This is a genomic window from Streptomyces sp. NPDC006265 (genome assembly GCF_040613555.1).
Classification (GTDB): domain Bacteria; phylum Actinomycetota; class Actinomycetes; order Streptomycetales; family Streptomycetaceae; genus Streptomyces.
In genome coordinates this window covers 1-19,744 of the sequence record NZ_JBEXSH010000050.1, presented here as the reverse complement: position 1 = coordinate 19,744, position 19,744 = coordinate 1, and the positions used below count along the sequence as shown (strand labels likewise).

Annotated in this window: 18 protein-coding genes and 2 pseudogenes; 8 read left to right on the top strand and 12 right to left on the bottom strand. The window is 70.4% G+C overall.

The window, feature by feature from the left end; all coding sequences use genetic code 11:
* Positions 1-33 precede the first annotated feature (33 nt).
* The 8 genes and pseudogenes from ABZ281_RS07095 to ABZ281_RS07060 all read right to left on the bottom strand — a co-directional run.
* Positions 34-201, bottom strand: a pseudogene (locus tag ABZ281_RS07095) (carbohydrate kinase); the annotation flags it as partial.
* Positions 202-220: 19 nt separating this feature from the next.
* Positions 221-1,252, bottom strand: a complete 1,032-nt coding sequence (locus ABZ281_RS07090) for a 2-hydroxyacid dehydrogenase (protein ID WP_356652934.1) — start codon at positions 1,250-1,252, stop codon at positions 221-223.
* Positions 1,249-2,340, bottom strand: a complete 1,092-nt coding sequence (locus tag ABZ281_RS07085; RefSeq protein ID WP_356652932.1) for an ABC transporter ATP-binding protein — start codon at positions 2,338-2,340, stop codon at positions 1,249-1,251. Before ABZ281_RS07085 ends, ABZ281_RS07090 begins: the two co-directional genes overlap by 4 nt.
* Positions 2,312-3,142, bottom strand: coding sequence for a DeoR/GlpR family DNA-binding transcription regulator (locus ABZ281_RS07080; protein ID WP_356652930.1), 831 nt, complete (start codon positions 3,140-3,142; stop codon positions 2,312-2,314). The genes ABZ281_RS07085 and ABZ281_RS07080 overlap by 29 nt, the downstream gene beginning before the upstream one ends.
* Positions 3,139-4,227, bottom strand: coding sequence for an ABC transporter ATP-binding protein (locus ABZ281_RS07075; protein WP_356652928.1), 1,089 nt, complete (start codon positions 4,225-4,227; stop codon positions 3,139-3,141). The genes ABZ281_RS07080 and ABZ281_RS07075 overlap by 4 nt, the downstream gene beginning before the upstream one ends.
* Positions 4,224-5,048 carry a carbohydrate ABC transporter permease gene (locus ABZ281_RS07070; protein WP_356652926.1) on the bottom strand — a complete coding sequence of 275 codons (825 nt, stop codon included), beginning with the start codon at positions 5,046-5,048 and terminating at the stop codon, positions 4,224-4,226. The genes ABZ281_RS07075 and ABZ281_RS07070 overlap by 4 nt, the downstream gene beginning before the upstream one ends.
* Entirely contained in the window at positions 5,045-5,929 is an 885-nt protein-coding gene (locus tag ABZ281_RS07065) for a sugar ABC transporter permease (RefSeq protein ID WP_356652924.1), read from the bottom strand. The genes ABZ281_RS07070 and ABZ281_RS07065 overlap by 4 nt, the downstream gene beginning before the upstream one ends.
* A 3-nt stretch (positions 5,930-5,932) precedes the next feature.
* Positions 5,933-7,354 (bottom strand): sugar ABC transporter substrate-binding protein, encoded by a 1,422-nt coding sequence (locus ABZ281_RS07060; RefSeq protein WP_356652922.1) that lies wholly within the window; start codon positions 7,352-7,354, stop codon positions 5,933-5,935.
* Between the two features lie 156 nt (positions 7,355-7,510).
* Between ABZ281_RS07060 and ABZ281_RS07055 the strand changes: the two genes are divergently transcribed.
* The 3 genes from ABZ281_RS07055 to ABZ281_RS07045 are packed head-to-tail and all read left to right on the top strand — an operon-like array spanning position 7,511 to position 10,392.
* Entirely contained in the window at positions 7,511-8,983 is a 1,473-nt protein-coding gene (locus ABZ281_RS07055; protein ID WP_356652920.1) for an FGGY-family carbohydrate kinase, read from the top strand.
* On the top strand, positions 8,980-9,603 hold the full coding sequence (locus tag ABZ281_RS07050) for a histidine phosphatase family protein (RefSeq protein ID WP_356652918.1): 624 nt from the start codon (positions 8,980-8,982) through the stop codon (positions 9,601-9,603). Before ABZ281_RS07055 ends, ABZ281_RS07050 begins: the two co-directional genes overlap by 4 nt.
* Positions 9,604-9,615: 12 nt before the next feature.
* The gene (locus ABZ281_RS07045) at positions 9,616-10,392 is read left to right on the top strand and encodes an SAM-dependent methyltransferase (RefSeq protein WP_356652916.1); all 777 of its coding nucleotides are present in this window, start codon (positions 9,616-9,618) and stop codon (positions 10,390-10,392) included.
* 128 nt (positions 10,393-10,520) lie between these two features.
* On the opposite strand, the pseudogene ABZ281_RS07040 reads toward ABZ281_RS07045, so the two are convergent.
* A pseudogene (locus tag ABZ281_RS07040) lies at positions 10,521-11,169 on the bottom strand (superoxide dismutase).
* A gap of 132 nt (positions 11,170-11,301) precedes the next feature.
* The gene (locus ABZ281_RS07035) at positions 11,302-12,684 is read right to left on the bottom strand and encodes an amino acid permease (RefSeq protein WP_356652914.1); all 1,383 of its coding nucleotides are present in this window, start codon (positions 12,682-12,684) and stop codon (positions 11,302-11,304) included.
* Between the two features lie 161 nt (positions 12,685-12,845).
* Here ABZ281_RS07035 and ABZ281_RS07030 point away from each other — a divergent pair, with 161 nt between their 5' ends.
* The 3 genes from ABZ281_RS07030 (at position 12,846) to ABZ281_RS07020 (ending at position 14,115) form a co-directional block, all read left to right on the top strand.
* Positions 12,846-13,025 carry a hypothetical protein gene (locus tag ABZ281_RS07030; RefSeq protein ID WP_356652912.1) on the top strand — a complete coding sequence of 60 codons (180 nt, stop codon included), beginning with the start codon at positions 12,846-12,848 and terminating at the stop codon, positions 13,023-13,025.
* A gap of 238 nt (positions 13,026-13,263) precedes the next feature.
* Positions 13,264-13,845, top strand: coding sequence for a biotin transporter BioY (locus ABZ281_RS07025; RefSeq protein ID WP_356652910.1), 582 nt, complete (start codon positions 13,264-13,266; stop codon positions 13,843-13,845).
* A gap of 135 nt (positions 13,846-13,980) precedes the next feature.
* Positions 13,981-14,115, top strand: a complete 135-nt coding sequence (locus ABZ281_RS07020) for a hypothetical protein (RefSeq protein WP_356652908.1) — start codon at positions 13,981-13,983, stop codon at positions 14,113-14,115.
* Between the two features lie 131 nt (positions 14,116-14,246).
* Here ABZ281_RS07020 and ABZ281_RS07015 read toward each other — a convergent pair whose 3' ends face one another.
* Positions 14,247-14,972 carry an LPXTG cell wall anchor domain-containing protein gene (locus ABZ281_RS07015; protein WP_356652906.1) on the bottom strand — a complete coding sequence of 242 codons (726 nt, stop codon included), beginning with the start codon at positions 14,970-14,972 and terminating at the stop codon, positions 14,247-14,249.
* A 193-nt stretch (positions 14,973-15,165) separates the two neighbouring features.
* Here ABZ281_RS07015 and ABZ281_RS07010 point away from each other — a divergent pair, with 193 nt between their 5' ends.
* Complete coding sequence (locus ABZ281_RS07010; RefSeq protein ID WP_356652904.1) at positions 15,166-17,133, top strand: protein kinase; 1,968 nt, start codon at positions 15,166-15,168, stop codon at positions 17,131-17,133.
* A 97-nt stretch (positions 17,134-17,230) separates the two neighbouring features.
* Here the strand turns inward: ABZ281_RS07010 and ABZ281_RS07005 are convergent, their stop codons facing one another.
* Positions 17,231-18,721, bottom strand: a complete 1,491-nt coding sequence (locus ABZ281_RS07005; protein WP_356652902.1) for an amino acid permease — start codon at positions 18,719-18,721, stop codon at positions 17,231-17,233.
* 278 nt (positions 18,722-18,999) lie between these two features.
* Here ABZ281_RS07005 and ABZ281_RS07000 point away from each other — a divergent pair, with 278 nt between their 5' ends.
* Positions 19,000-19,485, top strand: coding sequence for a ribose-5-phosphate isomerase (locus tag ABZ281_RS07000; protein ID WP_356652900.1), 486 nt, complete (start codon positions 19,000-19,002; stop codon positions 19,483-19,485).
* Positions 19,486-19,744: the final 259 nt, after the last annotated feature.

Genomic DNA, 19,744 nt, shown 5'->3' with positions numbered 1-19,744 from the left:
AACGACCGGCACCGGCACCCCCCCGGTGAGCTATCCTAGTACGGCTCCGACCGCCCCTACCACCCCCTACAGCCCCCCCTCGCCGACCCCGCCGTGATGTGAGAGATCCACGGGGCGGGACGCCACGGCGAGTTCACGGCCCGTGGCGTCGAAGGCCGCCGCCTTGACCATGGACGTGCCCACATCGATACCGATGTACATGCGGCTCTCCTCCGGGTCCTCAGGTCAGACAGTGCGCGAGCGGCTCCCCGCGCACCCAGCGGCCCACCTCTTCGGCGGCGATCCGGGCGGCCTTCTCCGCGACCGCCCGCGACGCCCCGCCCAAGTGGGGGGTGAGGACCACGCGGTCGGCCAGCCCCAGCAACCGGGACTCCGCCGGCAGCGGCTCCCGCTCATAGGTGTCCAGAGCCGCCGCCGACACCCGCCCGCTCTCCAGCGCGTCGCACAGCGCGCCCTCGTCCAGCAGCGGGCCCCGGGCCACGTTCACCACCACCGCGCCGGACGGCAGCAGCCCCAGCTCCCGGGCGCCGATCAGCCCCCGCGTCTCGGGCGTGAGCCGGGCGTGCAGGGTGATCACCTGGGAGCGGCGCAGGAGGTCGTCGAGGGACGTCACCCGCAGGCCGTGGATCTCGCCGTGCACATACGGGTCGTGGACCATCACCCGGGCCCCGAACGCGCACAGCACCCGTGCGACCCGGCTGCCGACGGCCCCGTACCCGACCAGACCGACGGGCAGGTCCTCCAGCTCCAGACCGCTGCGCCCGTAGGTGTAGTACGTCGCCCCTTCCCAGCTGCCCTGCCGGGCGAGCGGGTCGTGGGCCTGGGGGATGCGGCGCAGGGCGGCCAGCATCATCCCCACGGTGAACTCGGCGGTGGCGGCGGCGTTGCGGCCGGGCGCGAAGCACACCCGCACGTCATGGTTCCTGGCCGCGTCCAGATTGACGTTGACCGGCCCGCCCCGGCAGACCACGACCAGCTTCAGATCCGGGCAGGCGGCGAGGACCTTCTCCGTCACCGGGCCCATCTGCGTGACGAGGACCTCCGCCCCGGCCAGCGCCTCGATCATCGCGTCCTCGGCGTCGCTGGCCTCCTGCACCTCGGCGACCGGCCCGAACGGCTCCAGTGGCCAGCCCAGTGTCAGTTCCCCGACGTCCGCCCGCCCCACCTCGTGCTCCACCGCCCGCGCGATCAGCGACGGCAGGACGAAGTGGTCACCGGCGGCCACGACACGCACGCTGTTTCCGTCAGTCATCGCAGGGAAACTCCCGTCTCGGCGTCGAAGACATGGGTGTGCCGGGGGTCGGCGGCGACCCGGACCCGCTCGTCGTGCGCGAGCCGCACCTCGGGATCGGTGAGGACGACCAGATGCCGTTCGACACCGTCCAGGGCGAGGGTCGCCAGGCCCGACTCCAGGAGCGGTTCATGGGCGACGACCCGGGCGGGCAGACCGCCCTCGGCGGTGAGGCGGACGTCCTCGGGGCGGATCCCGACCACCACCTTCCGGCCCTCGTCCACCGGCACGGGCAGCGCGATGCGCACCGCCTCGGAGAGCCGGGCGCGGCCGTCCCCGGCGATGCCGGGCAGCAGGGTGATCGCCGGTTCGCCGACGAAGTCCGCGACGAACACGTTGGCCGGACTGTCGTAGATCTCGTAGGGCGTGCCGAGCTGCTGGATGACGCCGTCCTTCATCACGGCGATCCGGTCGGCGAGGGAGAGGGCCTCCTCCTGGTCGTGGGTGACCAGGATCGTGGTGTGGCCCAGGTCCTTCTGGATGCGCTTGAGTTCCCGGCGGGTGGAGTCGCGCTGGGCCGCGTCCAGGTGGGAGAGGGGTTCGTCGAGGAGCAGGACATCGGGTTCGCGGATCAGGGCCCGGGCCAGGGAGACGCGCTGCTTCTGGCCGCTGGACAGGCCGGCCGGGCGGGCGCCGAGGAGGTCGGTCAGGCCGACCCGCTCGGCGATGTCCTTCACCTTGCGTTCGACGTCATCGCCGGAACCGCGGGCGGCTCTGCGCCGGGCCTTCAGCCCGAACGCCAGGTTCTCCGCGACCGAAAGCGGCGGATACAGCGCGTAATTCTCGAACGCGACCCCGATGTTCCGCCGCTGAGCGGGCCGTTCGACGACCGACGCCCCGCCGACCAGGATGTCCCCGCCGGTGACGGACTCCAGCCCGGCGATCATCCGTAACGTGGTCGACTTGCCGCACCCGGACGGCCCGAGCAGCCCGAGCAACTCGCCGGACCGCAGGGTCAGGTCGATCCCGCGGACGGCGTCCACGGAAGGCCGCCCACGCGACCGGTAGGTCTTCCGCAGCTCACGAAGCTCCAGTCCCGTTCCCGTCATGGCCGCCTTTCCCGCAAACCTCGTAACGGACCTTGTGCTCGTCCAGATCCCGCAGTGCCTCCGGCGACGCCCCGTCGTCCACGAGGAGCGTGTCGAAGCGGGACAGCGGGACGACCCGGTGCAGGGCGACCCGGCCGAGCTTGGTGTGGTCGATCAGCAGGACGTTCCGCGCCGCCGCGTCGAGCATCGCCCGCTTCACCGACACGATGTGCTGCTCCTGGTGGTAGGCGTAACCCCCGTGCACGGCCGACGTCGACGCGAAGCACACGTCCACCCGGAGCTGCTGGACGGCCTCCACGCAGGACACCCCGAGGAACGAGGAGTGCAGCGGGTCGTAGTCGCCGCCCAGCGCCATCAGATGGATGCCGCGCTGGTCGGAGAGGAGGTTGATGGCCTCCAGGAAGTTGGTGACGACCGTCAGCGGCGTGACCTCGGCCGTGCGCAGCCGTCTGGCTATCTCCAGGGTGGACGTGGAGTCGTCCAGCAGGATCGCCATCCCGGGCTCGACCATCCGCAGCGCGTGCTCGGCGACGGCCGTCTTCTCGGCCCGCATGCTCTTCAGCCGGTACTGCACGTTCGACTCGAAGACCCCCGACGGCTGCGCGGTCACCCCGCCCCGGAACTTCCGTACGATGCCCTGCCGTTCGAGCTCGTCGAGGTCCCGGTGGATGGTCATCAGGCTCACCCCGAACCGCTCGGCGAGCTCCGCCGCCGTCGCCGAGCCGTCGGCCAGCACCTGCTCGGCCATGGCGGCCTGCCGCACCGCGGGCCCGTGCTGTCCACCACTGCTGTTGCTGCTCATGGCTGAGTCTCTATCCGTCGTCCCGGTCGCTCCGGCCGGTCGGCCTCGAACAGCAGCAGGTTCTCAGGCCGGACCACGAGCCGTACCGGATCGTCCGCACGAAGGCGCGCCGCGTCCGCCCTCGGGACCACCAGCGACACCCGCCGCTCCCCGGACCCGAGCCGGACGGTGACCTCGACGGCCCGGCCGAGCACCTCTGTGACGTACACGGTCCCGGTCAGCTCGTGGCCCTCGCCGTGCAGGGCGAGGTCCCGGGGGCGCAGACCGACCAGGACGTCCGTGCCCGGTGCGGCCTGTGACCGGACCGGCAGTTCCACACCGCCGTCCGAGCGCACGCCGTGCTCCGTCACCACTCCCGGCAGCAGGTTGATCCGGGGCCGGCCGAAGGCCCGCGCAACCTCGGTGTCGTGCGGCCGGTACCAGATCTCCTCCCGCGTGCCCGTCTGCACGATGCGGCCCTCCCGGATGACCCCGATCCGGTCGCCGAGCGCCAGCGCCTCGACCGAGTCGTGGGTCACGTAGAGGGTGGTGGTGTGCTGCACGGCCCCGATCGCCTTCAGCTCGGCCCGCATCTGCTGGCGGAGCTTGGCGTCGAGGTGGGAGAGCGGCTCGTCGAGCAGGAAGGCCCGGGCGGGGCGGACCAGCACCCGGCCGAGGGCGACCCGCTGCCGCTGGCCGTTGGACAGCGCGCTCACGGGCCGGTCCAGCAGTCCGGAGATGCCGAGCAGTTCGGCGATCGCGCCGATCCGCTGCCGGGCCTCGGCGGCGGGCAGCCGGTGCCGGGGCGAGCGCAGCGGCGAGGCGAGGTTGTCGTAGGCCGAGCAGTGCGGGTAGAGGGCGTAGCTCTCGAAGCACATCGCGACGCCCCGGTCGTACGGCTCGACATCCCGCATGTCCTCGCCGTCGAGCACGACCGTGCCGGAGTCGGGCCGTTCGAGCCCGGCGACGGTTTTCAAGGTCGTGGTCTTACCCGCGCCCGACGGGCCCAGCAGGCAGAAGAACTCGCCCTCCCGTACCTCCAGTTCGAGTTCGTCGAGGGCGAGGGTCTTCCCGTACGCCTTGCGTATCCCGCTCAGCCGGATCATGACTTCACCGCCCCGAACGACAGGCCCCGCACCAGATACCGCTGGATCGTCAGCGCCAGCAGCAGCGGCGGCACGACGGAGACGAGCGCGGCGGCGGCCGTGAGGTTGTACTTGGGCCGGTCCCCGCCGAGGAAGGACAGGGCGCCCACGGTCACCGTCTGGGCCTCGTTGGAGGTGAGGATCAGCGGGAAGACGAAGTTGTTCCAGGCGAAGATGAAGGCCAGCAGCGACACGGCCGCGATGCCCGGCTTGACCAGCGGGAGCGCCACCTTGAAGAACGCCTGCTTGCGGGTGTAGCCGTCCAGCAGGGCCGCCTGCTCCAGCTCCGGGGTCAGATCGGCGAAGTAGGACCGCATGATCCACACGATCAGCGGCAGCGTGACGAGTTGCAGCACCCACACCATGCCGACGTACGTGTCGAAGAGCCCGAGCTTCTGGTACAGCACGAACAGCGGAATGATCACCGTGAGTTCGGGTGCGAAGCGGAACGACAGCAGCGTGAACATCAGGTTCTCCGAGCCCTTGAACCGCCACCGTGCCGAGGCGTACGCCGCCGGCAGTCCCACCGCCAGCGACAGCACGACCGCCCCGACCGACACCACCAGGCTGTTGACGAAGAAGCGCACGAACGGGATGCCCTCGCTGTCGCCGAGGACCGTCCGGTAGCCGTCGAGGGTGGGGGAGAAGGAGAAGTAGGTGGAGAAGAGCTGGTCGGCCGGCTTCAGCGAGAGGATCACCATCCAGGCGATCGGGAACAGCGCGAAGACGAAGTAGAGGACGAGGGCGGTGTCGCACAACCACCCCACCAGGCGTTTCCTCATGTGGTGACCTCCGCGGCCTTCCGCTGGATCTTCCCCAGGTGTTTCACCAGCACCATGGCGGCCAGATACACCACGGCCCACAGCACGATCGTGTAGGAGATCCCGAAGGAGTAGCGCTGGAAGCGGATGGCTTCCAGATAGGCCCGGATCTGGAGCACGACGGTCGAGTCACCCGGCCCGCCCTCCGTCAGGGCGTAGATGATGTCGAACACCTTCAGCGAGTCCATGAACCGGAAGATCACCGCGACCAGGACGTACGGCCACAGCATCGGCAGGGTCAGGCGGCGGAAGGTGTACCACCACCCCGCGCCGTCCACGGCCGCCGCCTCGAACGGGGAGGTGGGCAGCGACCGCAGACCGGCGAGGGCGAGGATCGCCACGAACGGGGTGTAGACCCACACGTCCACGGCGATCGACGACAGCAGCGCACCCGTCGGGGTGTCGGTCCACTGCACCCCGCCCAGCCCGAAGGGCTTGAGCAGGTGGTTGACCACCCCGACCGACGGCTGGAGCATCAGCTTCCAGATGATCGCCGCGATCACCGGGGCGATCATCAACGGCAGGATCAGGATCTTCTCCAGCACCCGGCCCAGCAGGCTCGAGCGGTACAGGAGCAGGGCGACGGCCACGCCGAGCACGGTCTCGGTGAGGGCCGCCCCCACCGCGTACAGCACCGTCACCCACGCCGAGTTCCAGAACGCCTCCTGGGTGAAGACGGCTCTGTAGTTCTCGAAGCGCACCATGTCCGGCTGCGGTTTGCTCGCCGAGAAGTCGAACAGCGTGTAGTACAGCCCGAGCCCGAAGGGGTAGAGGATCCCGCAGGTCAGCAGCAGGGCGGGCACGATCAGGACGTACGGACGCAGCGCGAGCCGCCACCCCATCGGCTAGCCCACCTTGCCGGCGAGGTCGTCCGCCAGCCCGTCCAGGACCGACTTCGCGCCCTTGCCCCCGTAGATCTCCTGGAGGGCCGCCGCCCAGCTGGTCGTCGCGTCGAAGAACTGCGCCTGCGGCGTGAACTGGATCTTCGTCTGGTCGACGACCGTCTCGAAGGTCTCCAGGAAGCCCGGCAGGTGCCGCATCTTGTCCTTGTACGCGGCGTCGTCGGCGACGGACTTGCGCACCGGGTCGATGTGGTTGTGCGTGATGGCGCTCCTGCGCAGGTGCTCCTTGCCGGTCGCCCACTGCAGGAACAGCCAGCTGGCGCTCTTCTTCTCGCTCTTGGCGTTCATGCCGAGCGACCAGATCCACATGTTGGTCGCCAGCGACCCGCCGGGCCCCTTCGGCCCCGGGTGGAAGGCGATCTTCCCGGAGGCGGGGCTGGCGCCCTTCACCGCCTGGAAGTAGGCGGCCGTGTCGGCGTCGAACAGCATCCCGGCCTTCTTCGCGCCCAGGTCGCTGGAGCACTGGTACCAGGTGTACGACGTCCAGGACGGCGGCCCGCCCCGCTTGACCATGCGGGCCCAGTCCTCGGTGAAGGCGACGGCCTCCGGGCTGTTCATGGCGGGGGTGAGCTTCCCGCCGTCGACCGTGAAGTCCTTCAGCCCGTTGCGGGCGTACATCGTCATGAAGCCGGGGTGGATGGTGGCCCAGCTCCTGGACCCGCGCACGGCGATCCCGTACATGCCGTCGAAGCCTGCGCCCGGCGCCTTGCGCTTGATGGTCCCGGCGAGTTCGGTCAGCTCGTCGAAGGACTCGGCGGGCTTCACACCCAGCTTCCTGAACAACTCGGTGTTGTAGGCGACGACGTTCGTCTCCCAGCCCCACGGCAGCGCGTACTGCCCGCCCTGGCCCAACGGCGCGCCCGCCTTCAAAGACCACTGGTCGGCCTGGAGCAGGTTCGGGAAGAAGTCCGCCTGGTCCCATTCGGCGCCCGTCGCCGAGGAGTTGCGCATCCAGGGGCCGAGATCCTCCAGCCAGTTCGGCGGCCCGTACTGCCACACCATGTACGCGCCGAGCATGAAGACGTCGTAGGAGGCACGCCCGCTGGACAGGTCCACGGTGAGCTTGTCGAAGTAGTTGTCCTCGGGGAAGACGTCGTACTCGACCTTGATGCCGGTCTTCGCGGTGAACGACTTGAGGTCGGCGATGAGGGCGTCCGTGTACGGGTGCTTGTTGAGCAGGGCCTTGACGGTGGTGCCCTTCTCCCGCTTCCAGTCGAAGGAACCGGTGACGTCGTCCGCCGCGGACCCGTCGCTCTTGTCGTCGTTCCCGCCGAAACCGGCGCCGCAGGCCGTGAGTAACGGGGCCGCGGCCGCCCCGGCGGCGAGGGAGAGGAAGCGCCGGCGGTCGTGCACGTGCGTGTCCATCCGTACCTCCGCGTGGGGCCTGGTTAACACGTCGAGTCGACTCGTTAACAGAGGGTGGAACGGCTGAAGTTGGGCGTCAATCCCTCGCGCACGGGAAAATATCGGGGCACAGTGAGAAGTTCACAGATCCGGCTGCGACGGCACGGGAGGTTCCGGATGGTGGACGAGGGTGCGGGCTGGCTGGGCATCGACCTGGGCACGCAGAGTGTCCGCGTGCTGCTCGTCACCGCCGACGGCCAGGTCCTCGGCAGCGGCTCGGCCCCGCTGACGGGCCGCCGGGACGGGGTGCGGCACGAGCAGGACCCGCTGCGATGGTGGGCGGCGCTGTGCACGGCGTCCCGGGCGGCCCTCGGCTCCGCGCCCCCGGACCCGCCGGTCGGCGGCCTCGCGGTGTGCGGCACCTCCGGCACGGTCCTGCTCACGGACGGCTCGGGCCGTCCGGTGAGCCCCGCGCTGATGTACGACGACGGGCGGGCGAAGGCCGAAGCCGCGCGGGCCCGCGCGGCGGGGCTCGCCGTCCAGGACACCTGGGCGCTGCCGAAGGCGCTGTGGCTGCTGGGGGAGTACGGCGGCGGCTCGCTGCGCCTGGCACACCAGCCCGACCTGATCGTCTCCCGGCTCACGGGCCAGCCGCCCCCGGCCGATTCCAGCCATGCCCTGAAGACGGGCTACGACCTCGACGGCGACCGCTGGCCGCAGGCCGCCCTGGACGGACTGGGCGTGCCCGACGGCCTGTTGCCGAGCGTCGTCCGCCCCGGGACGCGCCTCGGCGAGGTCTCCTCGGCCGCCGCCGACGCCACCGGCATCCCCACCGGTACACCGGTGCTCGCCGGCATGACCGACGGCTGCGCGGCGCAGATCGCGTCGGGTGCGCTGCGGCCCGGCTCCTGGAACTCCGTGCTCGGCACCACGCTCGTGCTGAAGGGCGCCGCCCGCGACCCGGTCCGCGACCCCACCGGTGTGGTCTACAACCATCGCGCCCCGGACGGCACCTGGCTGCCCGGCGGTGCGTCGAGCGTCGGGGCCGGGGCACTCGCGGCGCGCTTCCCGGACGCCGAACCGGCCGGCATGGACGCGCGGGCGGCCGCATACGAGCCGTCCCGTGCGGTCGCCTACCCGCTGGTGTCACCGGGGGAGCGGTTCCCCTTCCGGGCCCCGGAGGCGACCGGGCTGATCCTGGGCGATCCCGCGGAGGACGCCGACCTGTGGGCCGCGCTCCTCCAGGGCGTCGGCTTCGCCGAACGCCTGTGCCTGGACTACCTGCACCACCTCGGCGCGCCCCTTGACGGCCCGCTCACCTTCACGGGCGGCGGCGCCCGCAGCCCCTACTGGAACCAGCTGCGCGCCGACATCCTGGGCCGCCCGGCCCGCGTCCCCGAGCAGACGGAACCGGCCCTGGGCATGGCGGCCCTCGCCGCGTACGGGGCGTCGAGGGCCGGTTCGCTCGCGGACGTCGCCGAGCGCATGGTCCGCATCCGGACCCTCGTCGAGCCCCGGCCCGGCCGCACGGCCGTCTTCGCCGAGCCGTACGCGCGTCTCGTCGACGCCCTGCGGGACCGCGGCTGGCTGCCCGCGCCGGTCGCCGCGCACGCACACAGCCGACTGAGCCGGGATACTTCCGCATCATGAGTACGACCCTTCTGCTGGTCCGCCATGGACAGACCGTCTGGCACGCGGAGAACCGCTACGCCGGCATCAGCGACATCGATCTCACCGACACCGGCCGCACCCAGGCCGAGGCACTCGGCCGGTGGGCCGGCGCCCATCCCGTCGACGCGATCTGGACGTCCCCGCTGTCCCGCGCCGTCGCCACCGCCGAGCCCGCCTGCCGGGCCCTCGGCCTCATCTCCCAGAGCGAACCCCACCTGCGTGAATGTGACTTCGGCGTGGTCGAAGGCCGTACGCTCGCCGAGTTCGAGGCAGAGGACCCGGAGTGGGCCGCGGCCTACCGGTCCGACCCGGTGGAGCACTCCTTCCCCGGCGCCGAGGACCCGCTGGCGGCGGCGGCCCGCGGGGTGCGCGCCCTGCGGGACATCGCCGCCGCCCACTCCGGCGAACGTGTCCTGGTCGTCGCCCACAACACCCTGCTGCGCCTGGTGCTGTGCACCCTGCTGTCGATCCCGGTCGGCGAGTACCGCAGAGTGCTCCCACGGCTGCGGAACGCGGCGATCAGCGAACTGCGCATGAACCCCGACGGTTCCGCCGCACTCCTGTCACTCAATGTGCCGTGCGAGGCCGATGTGTCGTAGCACCATGGGCACATGACGCAGATCGACACGTCGGTGCCGCACTCGGCCCGGATCTGGAACTACTGGCTGGGCGGCAAGGACAACTACCCGGCGGACGAGGCGGCGGGTGACGCGTACACCGCCGTCTTCCCCGGCATCGTGACCATCGCCCGCAGCAGCCGCGCCTTCCTGGGCCGTAGCATCCGGTACCTCGTCCAGGAGGCCGGCGTACGGCAGTTCCTCGACGTCGGCACCGGGCTGCCGACCGTCGACAACACCCACGAGGTCGCCCAGGGCCTCGCCCCCGAGGCGCGGATCGTCTATATCGACAACGACCCGCTGGTCCTCGCGCACGCCCGCGCCCTGCTCACCTCCACCCCCGAGGGCGCGACGGCGTACGAACCCATCAGCCTCCACGAGCCCGAGCAGATCCTGGAGGCCGCCGGGAAGACCCTCGACCTCACCCGGCCCACGGCCCTGATCCTCAGCGGCATCCTGGGCCACGTGGCCGACTACGAGCAGGCCCGTGACCTGGTCCGCCGCCTCCTGGCCGGTCTGCCCCCGGGCAGCCACCTCTCCCTCAACGAGGGCTCCCGCGGCACAGATCCGGCCTACGAGCAGGCCCAGGACGCCTACAACGAGACCGGCGCGGTCCCGTACTTCCTGCGGCCGGTCGACCAGATCGAGGCGTACTTCGAGGGCCTGGAACTGGTGGAACCGGGCGTGGTCTCGGTGCCGCTGTGGCACCCCGAGCCGGGCGCTCCGACCGAGCCGATCGGCCAGCACGGCGGGCTGGGCCGCAAGCCGTAGCGCACCGACCGCCGGGCCCATGGGAAACCCCCGCGAGTCACGTCCTCGCGGGGGTTTCCTTCTCTCCGCCTGCCGTTCGTGAAGGGTGAGAAGACGATCACGAGGCAGGACGCTTCAGGGGGCCGTCGTCACGGCGCCGGCAGCAGCACGTCCGCCCGGGACTTGGCGGCCCCGTAACGCCTGGCGACGTCCTGCCAGTTGACGACCTGCCACATCGCCTCGATGAAGTCGACCTTCTGGTTCTTGTACTGCAGGTAGAAGGCGTGCTCCCAGGCGTCGAAGACCAGGATCGGGGTGGCGCCCTGGCCGACGTTGCCCTGGTGGTCGTAGACCTGCTCCACGATCAGCCGCCCGCTCAGCGGTTCGAAGGCGAGCACGCCCCAGCCCGAACCCTGCGTGGTCGCGGAGGCCTTGGTCAGCTGTGCCTTGAAGCCGGCGAACGACCCGAACGACTCGACGATGGCGTCGGCGAGCTCCCCCACACCGTCGGCGGCCAGCGGCTCACCGCCACCGTCCTTCGGGCCGGTCATGTTCTGCCAGTAGATGCTGTGCAGGATGTGCCCGGACAGGTGGAAGGCCAGGTTCTTCTCCAGTCCGTTGACAGCCCCCCCACGTCTCCTTGTCCCGCGCCTCGGCAAGCTGCTCCAGCGAGTCGTTGGCGCCCTTCACATAGGCGGCGTGGTGCTTGTCGTGATGCAGCTCGATGATCTCGGGGCTGATCACGGGGGCGAGCGCGGAGTAGTCGTACGGGAGCTCGGGCAGCGTGTAGACGGGCATGGGCGGGATCCCCTCCGGACCTGTTATTGCAAGATACTTGCAACTGCACGCTAGCAGCAGAAAAGAGTCGACGGGTGGTCCGGGCACGCAAAAGGCCCCCGCGTGCCGCGGGGGCCCAAGGCGGTGGATCTCCTACTGCTTGGCGCGGGCCTTCTGCCACGTGTACCCGACGGCCGCCAGGACGAGGATCATCCCGCCCGTCGAGTACAACTGCACCCGCGTGTCCGGCTCCCGGGCCATCAGGACGAAGATCGCGGCCATGCCGGCCAGGGCGACCCAGGTCAGCCAGGGGAACGCCCACATGCGTACGGCCAGCTTGTCGGGTGCCTCGCGTTCCAGGCGGCGGCGCAGGCGCAGCTGCGAGACGGCGATGAAGATCCAGACGACCAGGATCACCGCGCCGATCACGTTCAGCAGCCAGGGGAAGACGTCGTCGGGCCGCCAGTAGCTCAGCAGCACGCACAGGAACCCGAAGACCGAGGAAGCCAGGACGGCGATCCGCGGCACCCCGCCCGAGACACGGCCCAGCCCCTTCGGGCCCTGGCCGCGCTCCACCAGCGAGTAGGCGATGCGGGAGGCGCCGTAGATGTTGGCGTTCATGGCGGACAGCAGGGCGACCAGGACGACCACGTTCATCAGCTGGCCGGCGCCCGGGATGCCGAGCTCGTCGAGGGCGGCGACGTACGGGCCCTTCTCCACGACCGCCTGGGAGTCCCACGGCACCAGGGTGACGATGACGGCCATCGAGCCGATGTAGAACAGCGCGATGCGCCACATCGCGGTGCGCACCGCGGTCGCGACGCCCTTGACGGGGTTCTCCGACTCGGCCGCCGCGATGGTGACCGTCTCCAGGCCGCCGTAGGCGAAGACCGACGCGAGCAGGCCGATGACCAGGCCCTCACCGCCGTTCGGCATGAAGTCCGTGAGGTGGCTCGCGCCGGGGGAGTCCGTGCCGGGCAGGATCCCGAGGATCGCCAGGACGCCGAGCACCAGGAACAAGGTGATCGCGCCGACCTTCAGTGCCGCGAACCAGAACTCGAACTCGCCGAAGTTCTTCACGGCCGCGAGGTTCGTGCCGCAGAAGACGACCATGAACAGCGCGACCCACGCCCACTCCGGTGTGCCCGGCAGCCAGCCGCTGACGATCTTCGCGGCGCCGATGCCCTCCAGGCCGACGGCCGTGCAGAGCAGCACCCAGAAGGACCAGCCGGCGGTGAATCCGGCCCAGGGCCCGATCGCCCGCTCCGCGTGCGCCGAGAACGACCCCGACGACGGATACGCGGCCGACATCTCGCCGAGCATCCGCATCACCAGCATCACGAGGACACCGGACAGGGCGTAGGCGACCACGATCGACGGACCGGCCGCGGCGATACCGGCGCCGGAGCCGACGAACAGACCGGCTCCGATCACCCCGCCGAGGGCGATCATCGACAGATGGCGCTGCTTCAGGCCGTGGGACAGGGAGGTGTCGTCCGTGCTGGGCGGGGTCCCCGTGGTGGTGCTGCTGGGCATGGGTGCGGCTCGTCCTGTGCATGAGAGGCGTACGAGGGCAAAAACGCCGCCAGTCTCGGATGCCTCTCCGCTCACACGACGAGGCATCCCACTATCCGGACAGTCACGTCGCTCGGTGTGGCTGGACGGCGACCGGTGAGTAGTGCGAGGCGTCGCCCTCGATGACGTGGCTCTCGCCGGCCGAAAAGGCCCACGATCCGCTGGGCGAAACCGCCGGCGTGCCGGGCCGCCTGGTCCTGGTCGACGTCCTCCTCCGAGCGGCGGTGACGTCGGTGTGCCAGTGGTCGGCGGCCCGGCCGCCGAAACGGCCCCGCACCGACCAGACGGCGACCGACGGGTGAGACGGCCGCCCCGGTGCCTTTGGGGGAAACCTACAGAGGCCCGCTGTCTCGCTCCCGTGTCGCACAGCACCCCATCACCGTGACCGGCATCACGCCTGACTCGCTGTAACCCGCACCCTTTGTTCGAAGTCGACCAACGGCCGGTCCCGGCCTTTGTGGACGGCTGACGGTGATCGGGGCGAGGGCGCTGGGATAGCGTCACGGTGTCCCGACCGGCCCTCACCCTCGCGGAGTCCCCATGAGCACCGCTGCCGCCACACCCCTGCGCACCGGACAGGTCCTCGCCGACCTGCTCCCCGCCTCCCGAGTCCGGGACGCGGCCCTCGTGCTCGGCGGCGCCGCGCTCACCGGCCTCGCCGCCCAGATCTCCGTGCCCGTGCCGGGCTCCCCGGTGCCGGTGACCGGCCAGACCTTCGCCGCGCTGCTCGTCGGCACGTCCCTCGGCGCCGGCCGCGGCTTCCTCGCGCTCGCGCTGTACGCCGTGGCGGGCATCGCCGGCGTGCCGTGGTTCGCGCAGGGCACCTCGGGCGTGGCCCCCTCCTTCGGCTACATCCTCGGCATGATCCTCGCCTCCACCGTCGTCGGCGTCCTGGCCCGCCGCGGCGCCGACCGCTCGATGCTGCGCACGGCCGTCACGATGCTGGTGGGCGAGGCCATCATCTACGCCGTCGGCGTGCCCTACCTGGCCCTCGCCACCGGCATGTCCGCCACCGCCGCGATCGCGGCCGGCCTCACGCCGTTCCTCATCGGCGACGCGCTGAAGGCCGCCCTGGCCATGGGCGCCCTGCCGACGGCCTGGAAGTTCGCGAACAAGCGCTGACCCTGTCGTTCGACCTCCGACCGAACCAGGCGTGTCACCTGCAACACGTCAGCTTTGCGGCACCACGTTTCCGGACAACGAGCTGCGGGCGCCCTGTCACTCCTCGATCTCCAGGCAGGAGCGGAGTGTGAACGCGTGCATCAGGCCATCCTGTGGTTCGGTGAGCCACCCTCCGACGTCTCTCCGGACACCCACGCCTTCGGAGTGGAGTTCATCAACAGCTTCCTCGACGAGCATCTGGATACGCCCGCAGAGCCGATAGGCGAGTGACAGTCGGCGGCCTGGAAACAACCACGCCGCGATCGAACGATCGTGACACCGCAGGCGTTGCGGAGAGGCCCGCCGGGGGCGAACCACCCCCGGCGGGCCTCTGCGCGTACGAGACGCGACAGGCGGCCGGTTCAGCCCTCCTGAGCCCCCGGCCGCCGCCGCTGCGACCACCACATTCCGGCCACGCCCGCCACGAGCAGCGACGCACCGGCCGCGCCCAGCGGCAGCAGATCACGGGCCGGACCGGTCTTCGGCAGCTCCTTGCCTCCCGGGCCCGCCGGCTCGTTGTCGGTACCGAGCAGCAGGGGCGTGGCCGGGGCGTCCGGTGACGGGTTGCTCGTGCCGAAAGGCACCGGGCCCTGCTGCCAGAAGGTCTTCTTTCCGTCGCTCGTCTGCACGGGCAGACAGATCGTCCCGGTCTTGCCGAGGTCGAACGTCGCGTCCACGGGGTACGACTTCGACTTACCGGGCGCGAGATTGTCGATCGGGCATGCGAATCCGCTGTTCGAGCCCTTTGGAAGTCCCTTCTCGGGTATCGCCGAACACTTCTCGACACTCTTGACGACCAGCCCGTCGAAACCGATGACCAACAGCCTGATCTTCCCGCTGTCCTTGCTCCCCTCGTTCTTCACCGTGGCGGTAATCGCCGTCTTTTCGGAGTCGTTGTCGACCGAGATCTTCCCGGGCAGTGTCGTGGTGAGCTTCACTCCTGCCGGTGCCGCGTCAATCGCCTTTCCCCCCTTGCCGCTTGCGGGGCCCTCGTCCTCCGCGCCGGCCGTGCCGGAAAGGATCAACACCGCCGAGAAAGATGCCATGACCAGCGATCCGGCGACCGCTGTCGTACGACGAGAACTCATGTTCGTCCCCCTTGCGTCCCCCAGTGCTGCGCCTGAATTCGCAGCACTGAAAGAGGTACCACAAGATTTCGCCGCACTATCCTGGTACGGCACGAAGTGTGACCGTTGTGTTTCACTGGAGTCGGTCGCGGCGTCGTGGAGGGGGTGCAGCGGATTGCCGGGGAATACGAACAGTGGCGGTGTTCCAGGGGTATTGGTGACGGGGCGCTATCGGTTGGTCGAAAGTATCGGCCAGGGGGGAATGGGGCGGGTGTGGCGAGCCGCCGACGAAATACTCGACCGGCAGGTCGCCGTCAAGGAAATGCGGATCGACGGTCTCGACGCGGAGGACAGCAGGACCCGCCGCGAACGGACCCTGCGCGAGGCCAGGGCCACGGCCCGGATCGACCACCCCAACGTCGTACGGGTCTACGACGTGGTCGACGAAGACGAACGCCTGTGGATCGTCATGGAGTTGGTGGCGGGCCGCTCCCTCGAACGGATCCTCGCGGAGTCGGGCCCGCTGAGCCCCGGCGAGACGGCCCGCATCGGACTCGGCCTGGTCGCGGCGCTACGGCAGGTGCATGAACGCGGCGTACTGCACCGCGACATCAAGCCCGGAAACGTGCTCGTGGAACACGCGAACGGGGTGGCCGGATCCCCGCGCGGCAACGGCAACGGTTTCGGCCACGGACGGCGCGTCGTCCTCACCGACTTCGGCATCGCCGCGATCCAGGACACCAAGGCGCTCACGATGGTCGGCATGCTGGTCGGCTCGCCCGACTACATGGCCCCCGAGCGCATCTCCGCCCGCCCCCAGGGGCCGCCGTCCGACGTCTGGTCCCTCGGCGCGACCCTCTGCGCGGCCCTGGTCGGCCGCTCCCCGTTCGCCCGCGACACCACGCTGGCGACCCTGCACGCGGTCCTGTACGAGGAGCCGGAACTCCCCGCCGTGTCGGGCCCGTTGCGGGACATCCTGATGTCCCTGCTGGCGAAGGACCCGTCGGCTCGCCCGGACCTGGAGGCGTTGGAAACGACGCTGGAGCCGGTGGCGTATCCGGCACCGGCACCGGCGCCGGCGCCGACGGTCGCTGTGAGGCGGCGGGGCTCGGAACCGGCAGGGGGAGGCGAGCCGGAAAGGGAGCCGCAAACGAGGCTCGCGCAGGACGACGTCTCGGCGCCGGGTGCGCGGCCCGTACCCGCCGCCCTGGAATCCCTTGGGGGACAACCACTGGCCCCCGAGCCGCAGTCGCGGACACCTCTCCCCACGCCCCCTCAGGAGTCCCCGACCTCAGCCCGCACCCCGGCACCACGGGGCCCTGGCCGACCCGCGCCCGGAGAAGCCAGGGAATCCACGGAAGCCGGCGCGAAGACCCAGCCGGTGGCGGCCCGTTACGAGGGCCGGACCGGCGGCACCACCCACCGCCCGAGCCCCGTTTCCCTCACCCGCGCCCAGGCGGAGACCGAGCGCCGCCCCCACCCCACACCCCTGTCGATGCCGCCCGGCGAACTCCCCGGGCCGCCCGCCCCGGCCACACCCCGCCCCCGCCCCCGTCGCCGTACGGTGCTCACCGCCGTGGCAGCCACCCTCGCCACGGCCGGTACGGTCGTGGGAATCCTGCTGGCGACGTCATCGGGCTCACCGGGCGGAGACGACACTCCCCGCGCGGGTTCCTCGGCGTCCGCGCCGACCACCACCGGGGGATCCGGGGACACCACCCCCTCGCCCACCGTCGAGGGCACCACCAGGCCGCAGACCCTGCCGCCCGGCACGCACCGGGAGGCCGGCGGGTTCGCCTGGGCGACGCCCGACGGCTGGCGGCGGGACGTGAAGACGGGGGCGGAGGTGCACTACACCTCCCCGGACGGATCCCAGGAGCTGGTCGGAAAGTCCTCCCTGGCCCGCGGCGACCTGCTGGAGACCTGGCAGGCCTCGGAGCGCAACGCCCACCAGGGCCAGGACTACCGCAAGGTCCGCCTGGAGGAGACGAGGTTCCAAGGCCACCCGGCGGTGGTCTGGGAGTACACGTTCACGCTGAAGGGCGTCCACTGGCACGCCCGCCTGCTCGGCTTCAACGTGACCGGCAAGTCGTACCAGGTCAACACGTGGTACCGGGAGGAGATCGAGCAGGAGGCGCTCGCCGCCTACGAGAAGGTCAAGGACAGTTTCACGGTGCTGTAGGGCGCACCCGCGGCAGGCAAACGAAAGGGGCCTGTGGTGCGTACCGACGCACGCACCACAGGCCCCCGTTCACGACGAACGGCGAGCGGCCGGAGGATCAGCGGGCCGACACCTCGCTGCGTTCCTCACCCTGGACCTGCGGGGCGTCGGCGGCCGGACGTCCCCCGCGCACCCCCTTCTTCACGAAGGCGATGACGAGCACCACGGCCGCGACGAGCAGCGACAGCAGGATGGTCTGGCGCCCGTCGTGCTCGGTGTCGGTGAGCATGTAGCCGAGGATGAACACGATCAGCGCGGCAGTCGCCCAGGTCAGATACGGGTACAGCCACATCTTCACCACGAGCTTCTCGGGCGCCTCGGCCTTGATGATCTTCCGCATGCGCAGCTGGGAGAAGCAGATCACCAGCCACACGAACAGGGCGACCGCGCCACTGGAGTTCACGAGGAAGAGGAAGACGGAGTCCGGGAACTTGTAGTTGAAGAAGACGGCCACGAAGCCGAAGGCGACGGAGGCCAGGATCGCCGTGCGCGGCACGCCGTTGGAGGTCGTGCGGGCGAAGGCCCTCGGCGCGTCGCCGCGCCGGCCGAGGGAGAAGGCCATGCGGGAGGCGGTGTAGAGGCCGGAGTTGAGACAGGAGAGCACCGAGGTCAGCACGATGAAGTTCATGATCTGACCGGCGTGCGCGATGCCGAGGGAGTCGAGCGCGGCGACGTAGGAGCCGTCCTTGGTGATGGCCTTGCTGTCCCACGGCAGCAGGCACACGACGACGGCGATCGAGCCGAGGTAGAAGACCGCGACACGCCAGATGATGCTGTTGGTGGCCTTGGTGACGGCCTGCCGCGGGTTCTCGGACTCACCGGCGGCCAGGGTGGCGATCTCGCTGCCCATGAAGGAGAAGACGACGAGCAGCACACCGGTGAGGATGGCGCCGGTTCCGTGCGGCAGGAAGCCGCCGTGCGCGGTGAGGTTGCTCAGCCCGGCCTGCTCGCTGTCCACACCCGGCAGCAGCCCGAAGACGGCCAGCCCGCCGATGATGATGAACGCGGCGATGGCGACGACCTTGATGCCCGCGAACCAGAACTCGAACTCGCCGTAGGAGCCGACGGAGACCAGGTTGGTGGCGGTCAGCACCAGCATCACGATCAGGGCCCAGCCCCACTGGGGCACGGCCGGTATCCACCCCTCCAGGATCACGGCCCCCGCGGTCGCCTCGACCGCGAGCACGACGACCCAGAAGAACCAGTACAGCCAGCCGATGGAGAAACCGGCCCAGGAACCGAGGGCCCGGTCGGCGTGCGCGGAGAAGGAGCCCGACGTGGGGTTCGCGGCCGACATCTCACCGAGCATCCGCATCACCAGCACTACGAGCGTGCCGACGAGGGCGTACGACAGCAGGATGCCGGGCCCGGCGGTGGCGATACCGGAGCTGGAGCCCACGAAGAGCCCGGCGCCGATGACACCGCCGATGGCGATCATCGAGAGATGCCGGCTCTTGAGCCCGGCCTGCAGCCCGGAGCCCTCGGCTCCGGGTTCTCCGGGCCCTCCGGGGTCGTTTCCGGTCTTGTTCATGGTCGGCTGCGAGGTCATGGAACGGATTTCCTTTGGGCCGGGGAGCTGTACTTCCGTACGGAACCGAGCGAGCCGCACGAAAGAGGTGTTCCGTGGCATGCCGGTGTACGGGGGCTCGTATGAGCGGTGTACGAGCCGGTCCAGTGAATCCGAGGCAAGCGAGCAGGAGAACCTTTGAATCCAGATCTTTGCTTGAGGTTTACCTGAAGTTCAGTAATGCGGCTCACATTCGCCTCGGGTTTTCATGAGCGCCACCCCGCGCGCCTGCCCCGAAACACCCGTGTCACACTCGTCCCATGCGCGTGTACCTCGGCTCGGACCATGCGGGCTACGAACTCAAGAACCACCTCGTCGAATGGCTGAAGGAGGCGGGTCACGACCCCGTCGACTGCGGCCCGCACATCTACGACGCCCAGGACGACTACCCGCCCTTCTGCCTCCGGGCGGCGGAGCGCACTGCCGCGGACCCCGAGGCCCTCGGTGTCGTCATCGGCGGTTCGGGCAACGGCGAGCAGATCGCCGCGAACAAGGTCAAGGGCGTCCGTGCGGCCCTCGCGTGGAGCGAGGAGACGGCGTCCCTGGGCCGCCAGCACAACAACGCCAACGTCGTCGCCGTGGGCGCGCGCATGCATGCGCAGGACGAGGCGACGAAGTTCGTGGAGACCTTCCTCGGCACGCCGTTCTCCGGTGACGAACGTCACATCCGCCGGATCGACATGCTGGCGTCGTACGAAACGACCGGCGACCTGCCCCCGATCCCGCCGCACCACCCGCAGCAGTAATCCAGGCGGCGGCCTCCGGGGGGCCGCTCGTACGCAGACTGACCCGTCCGGCGTGTCCGCGAGGCTCGGCACCCGAGCTCTGCGCACGGACCCGGAGTCCGACCTGAGCTCAGGGGCCGGGCACGGCGGTGGCGCAGCCGTGCGGAGGCGAGGGGCGGAGCCCCCAGAGGGGTGCAGGGGACGAAGTCCTCGCCGGGGCCGGGGGCGGAGCCTCCGATGCTTTCGGCCTCGGCGTGCTGAGGAACCGAGTCGGGCTGGC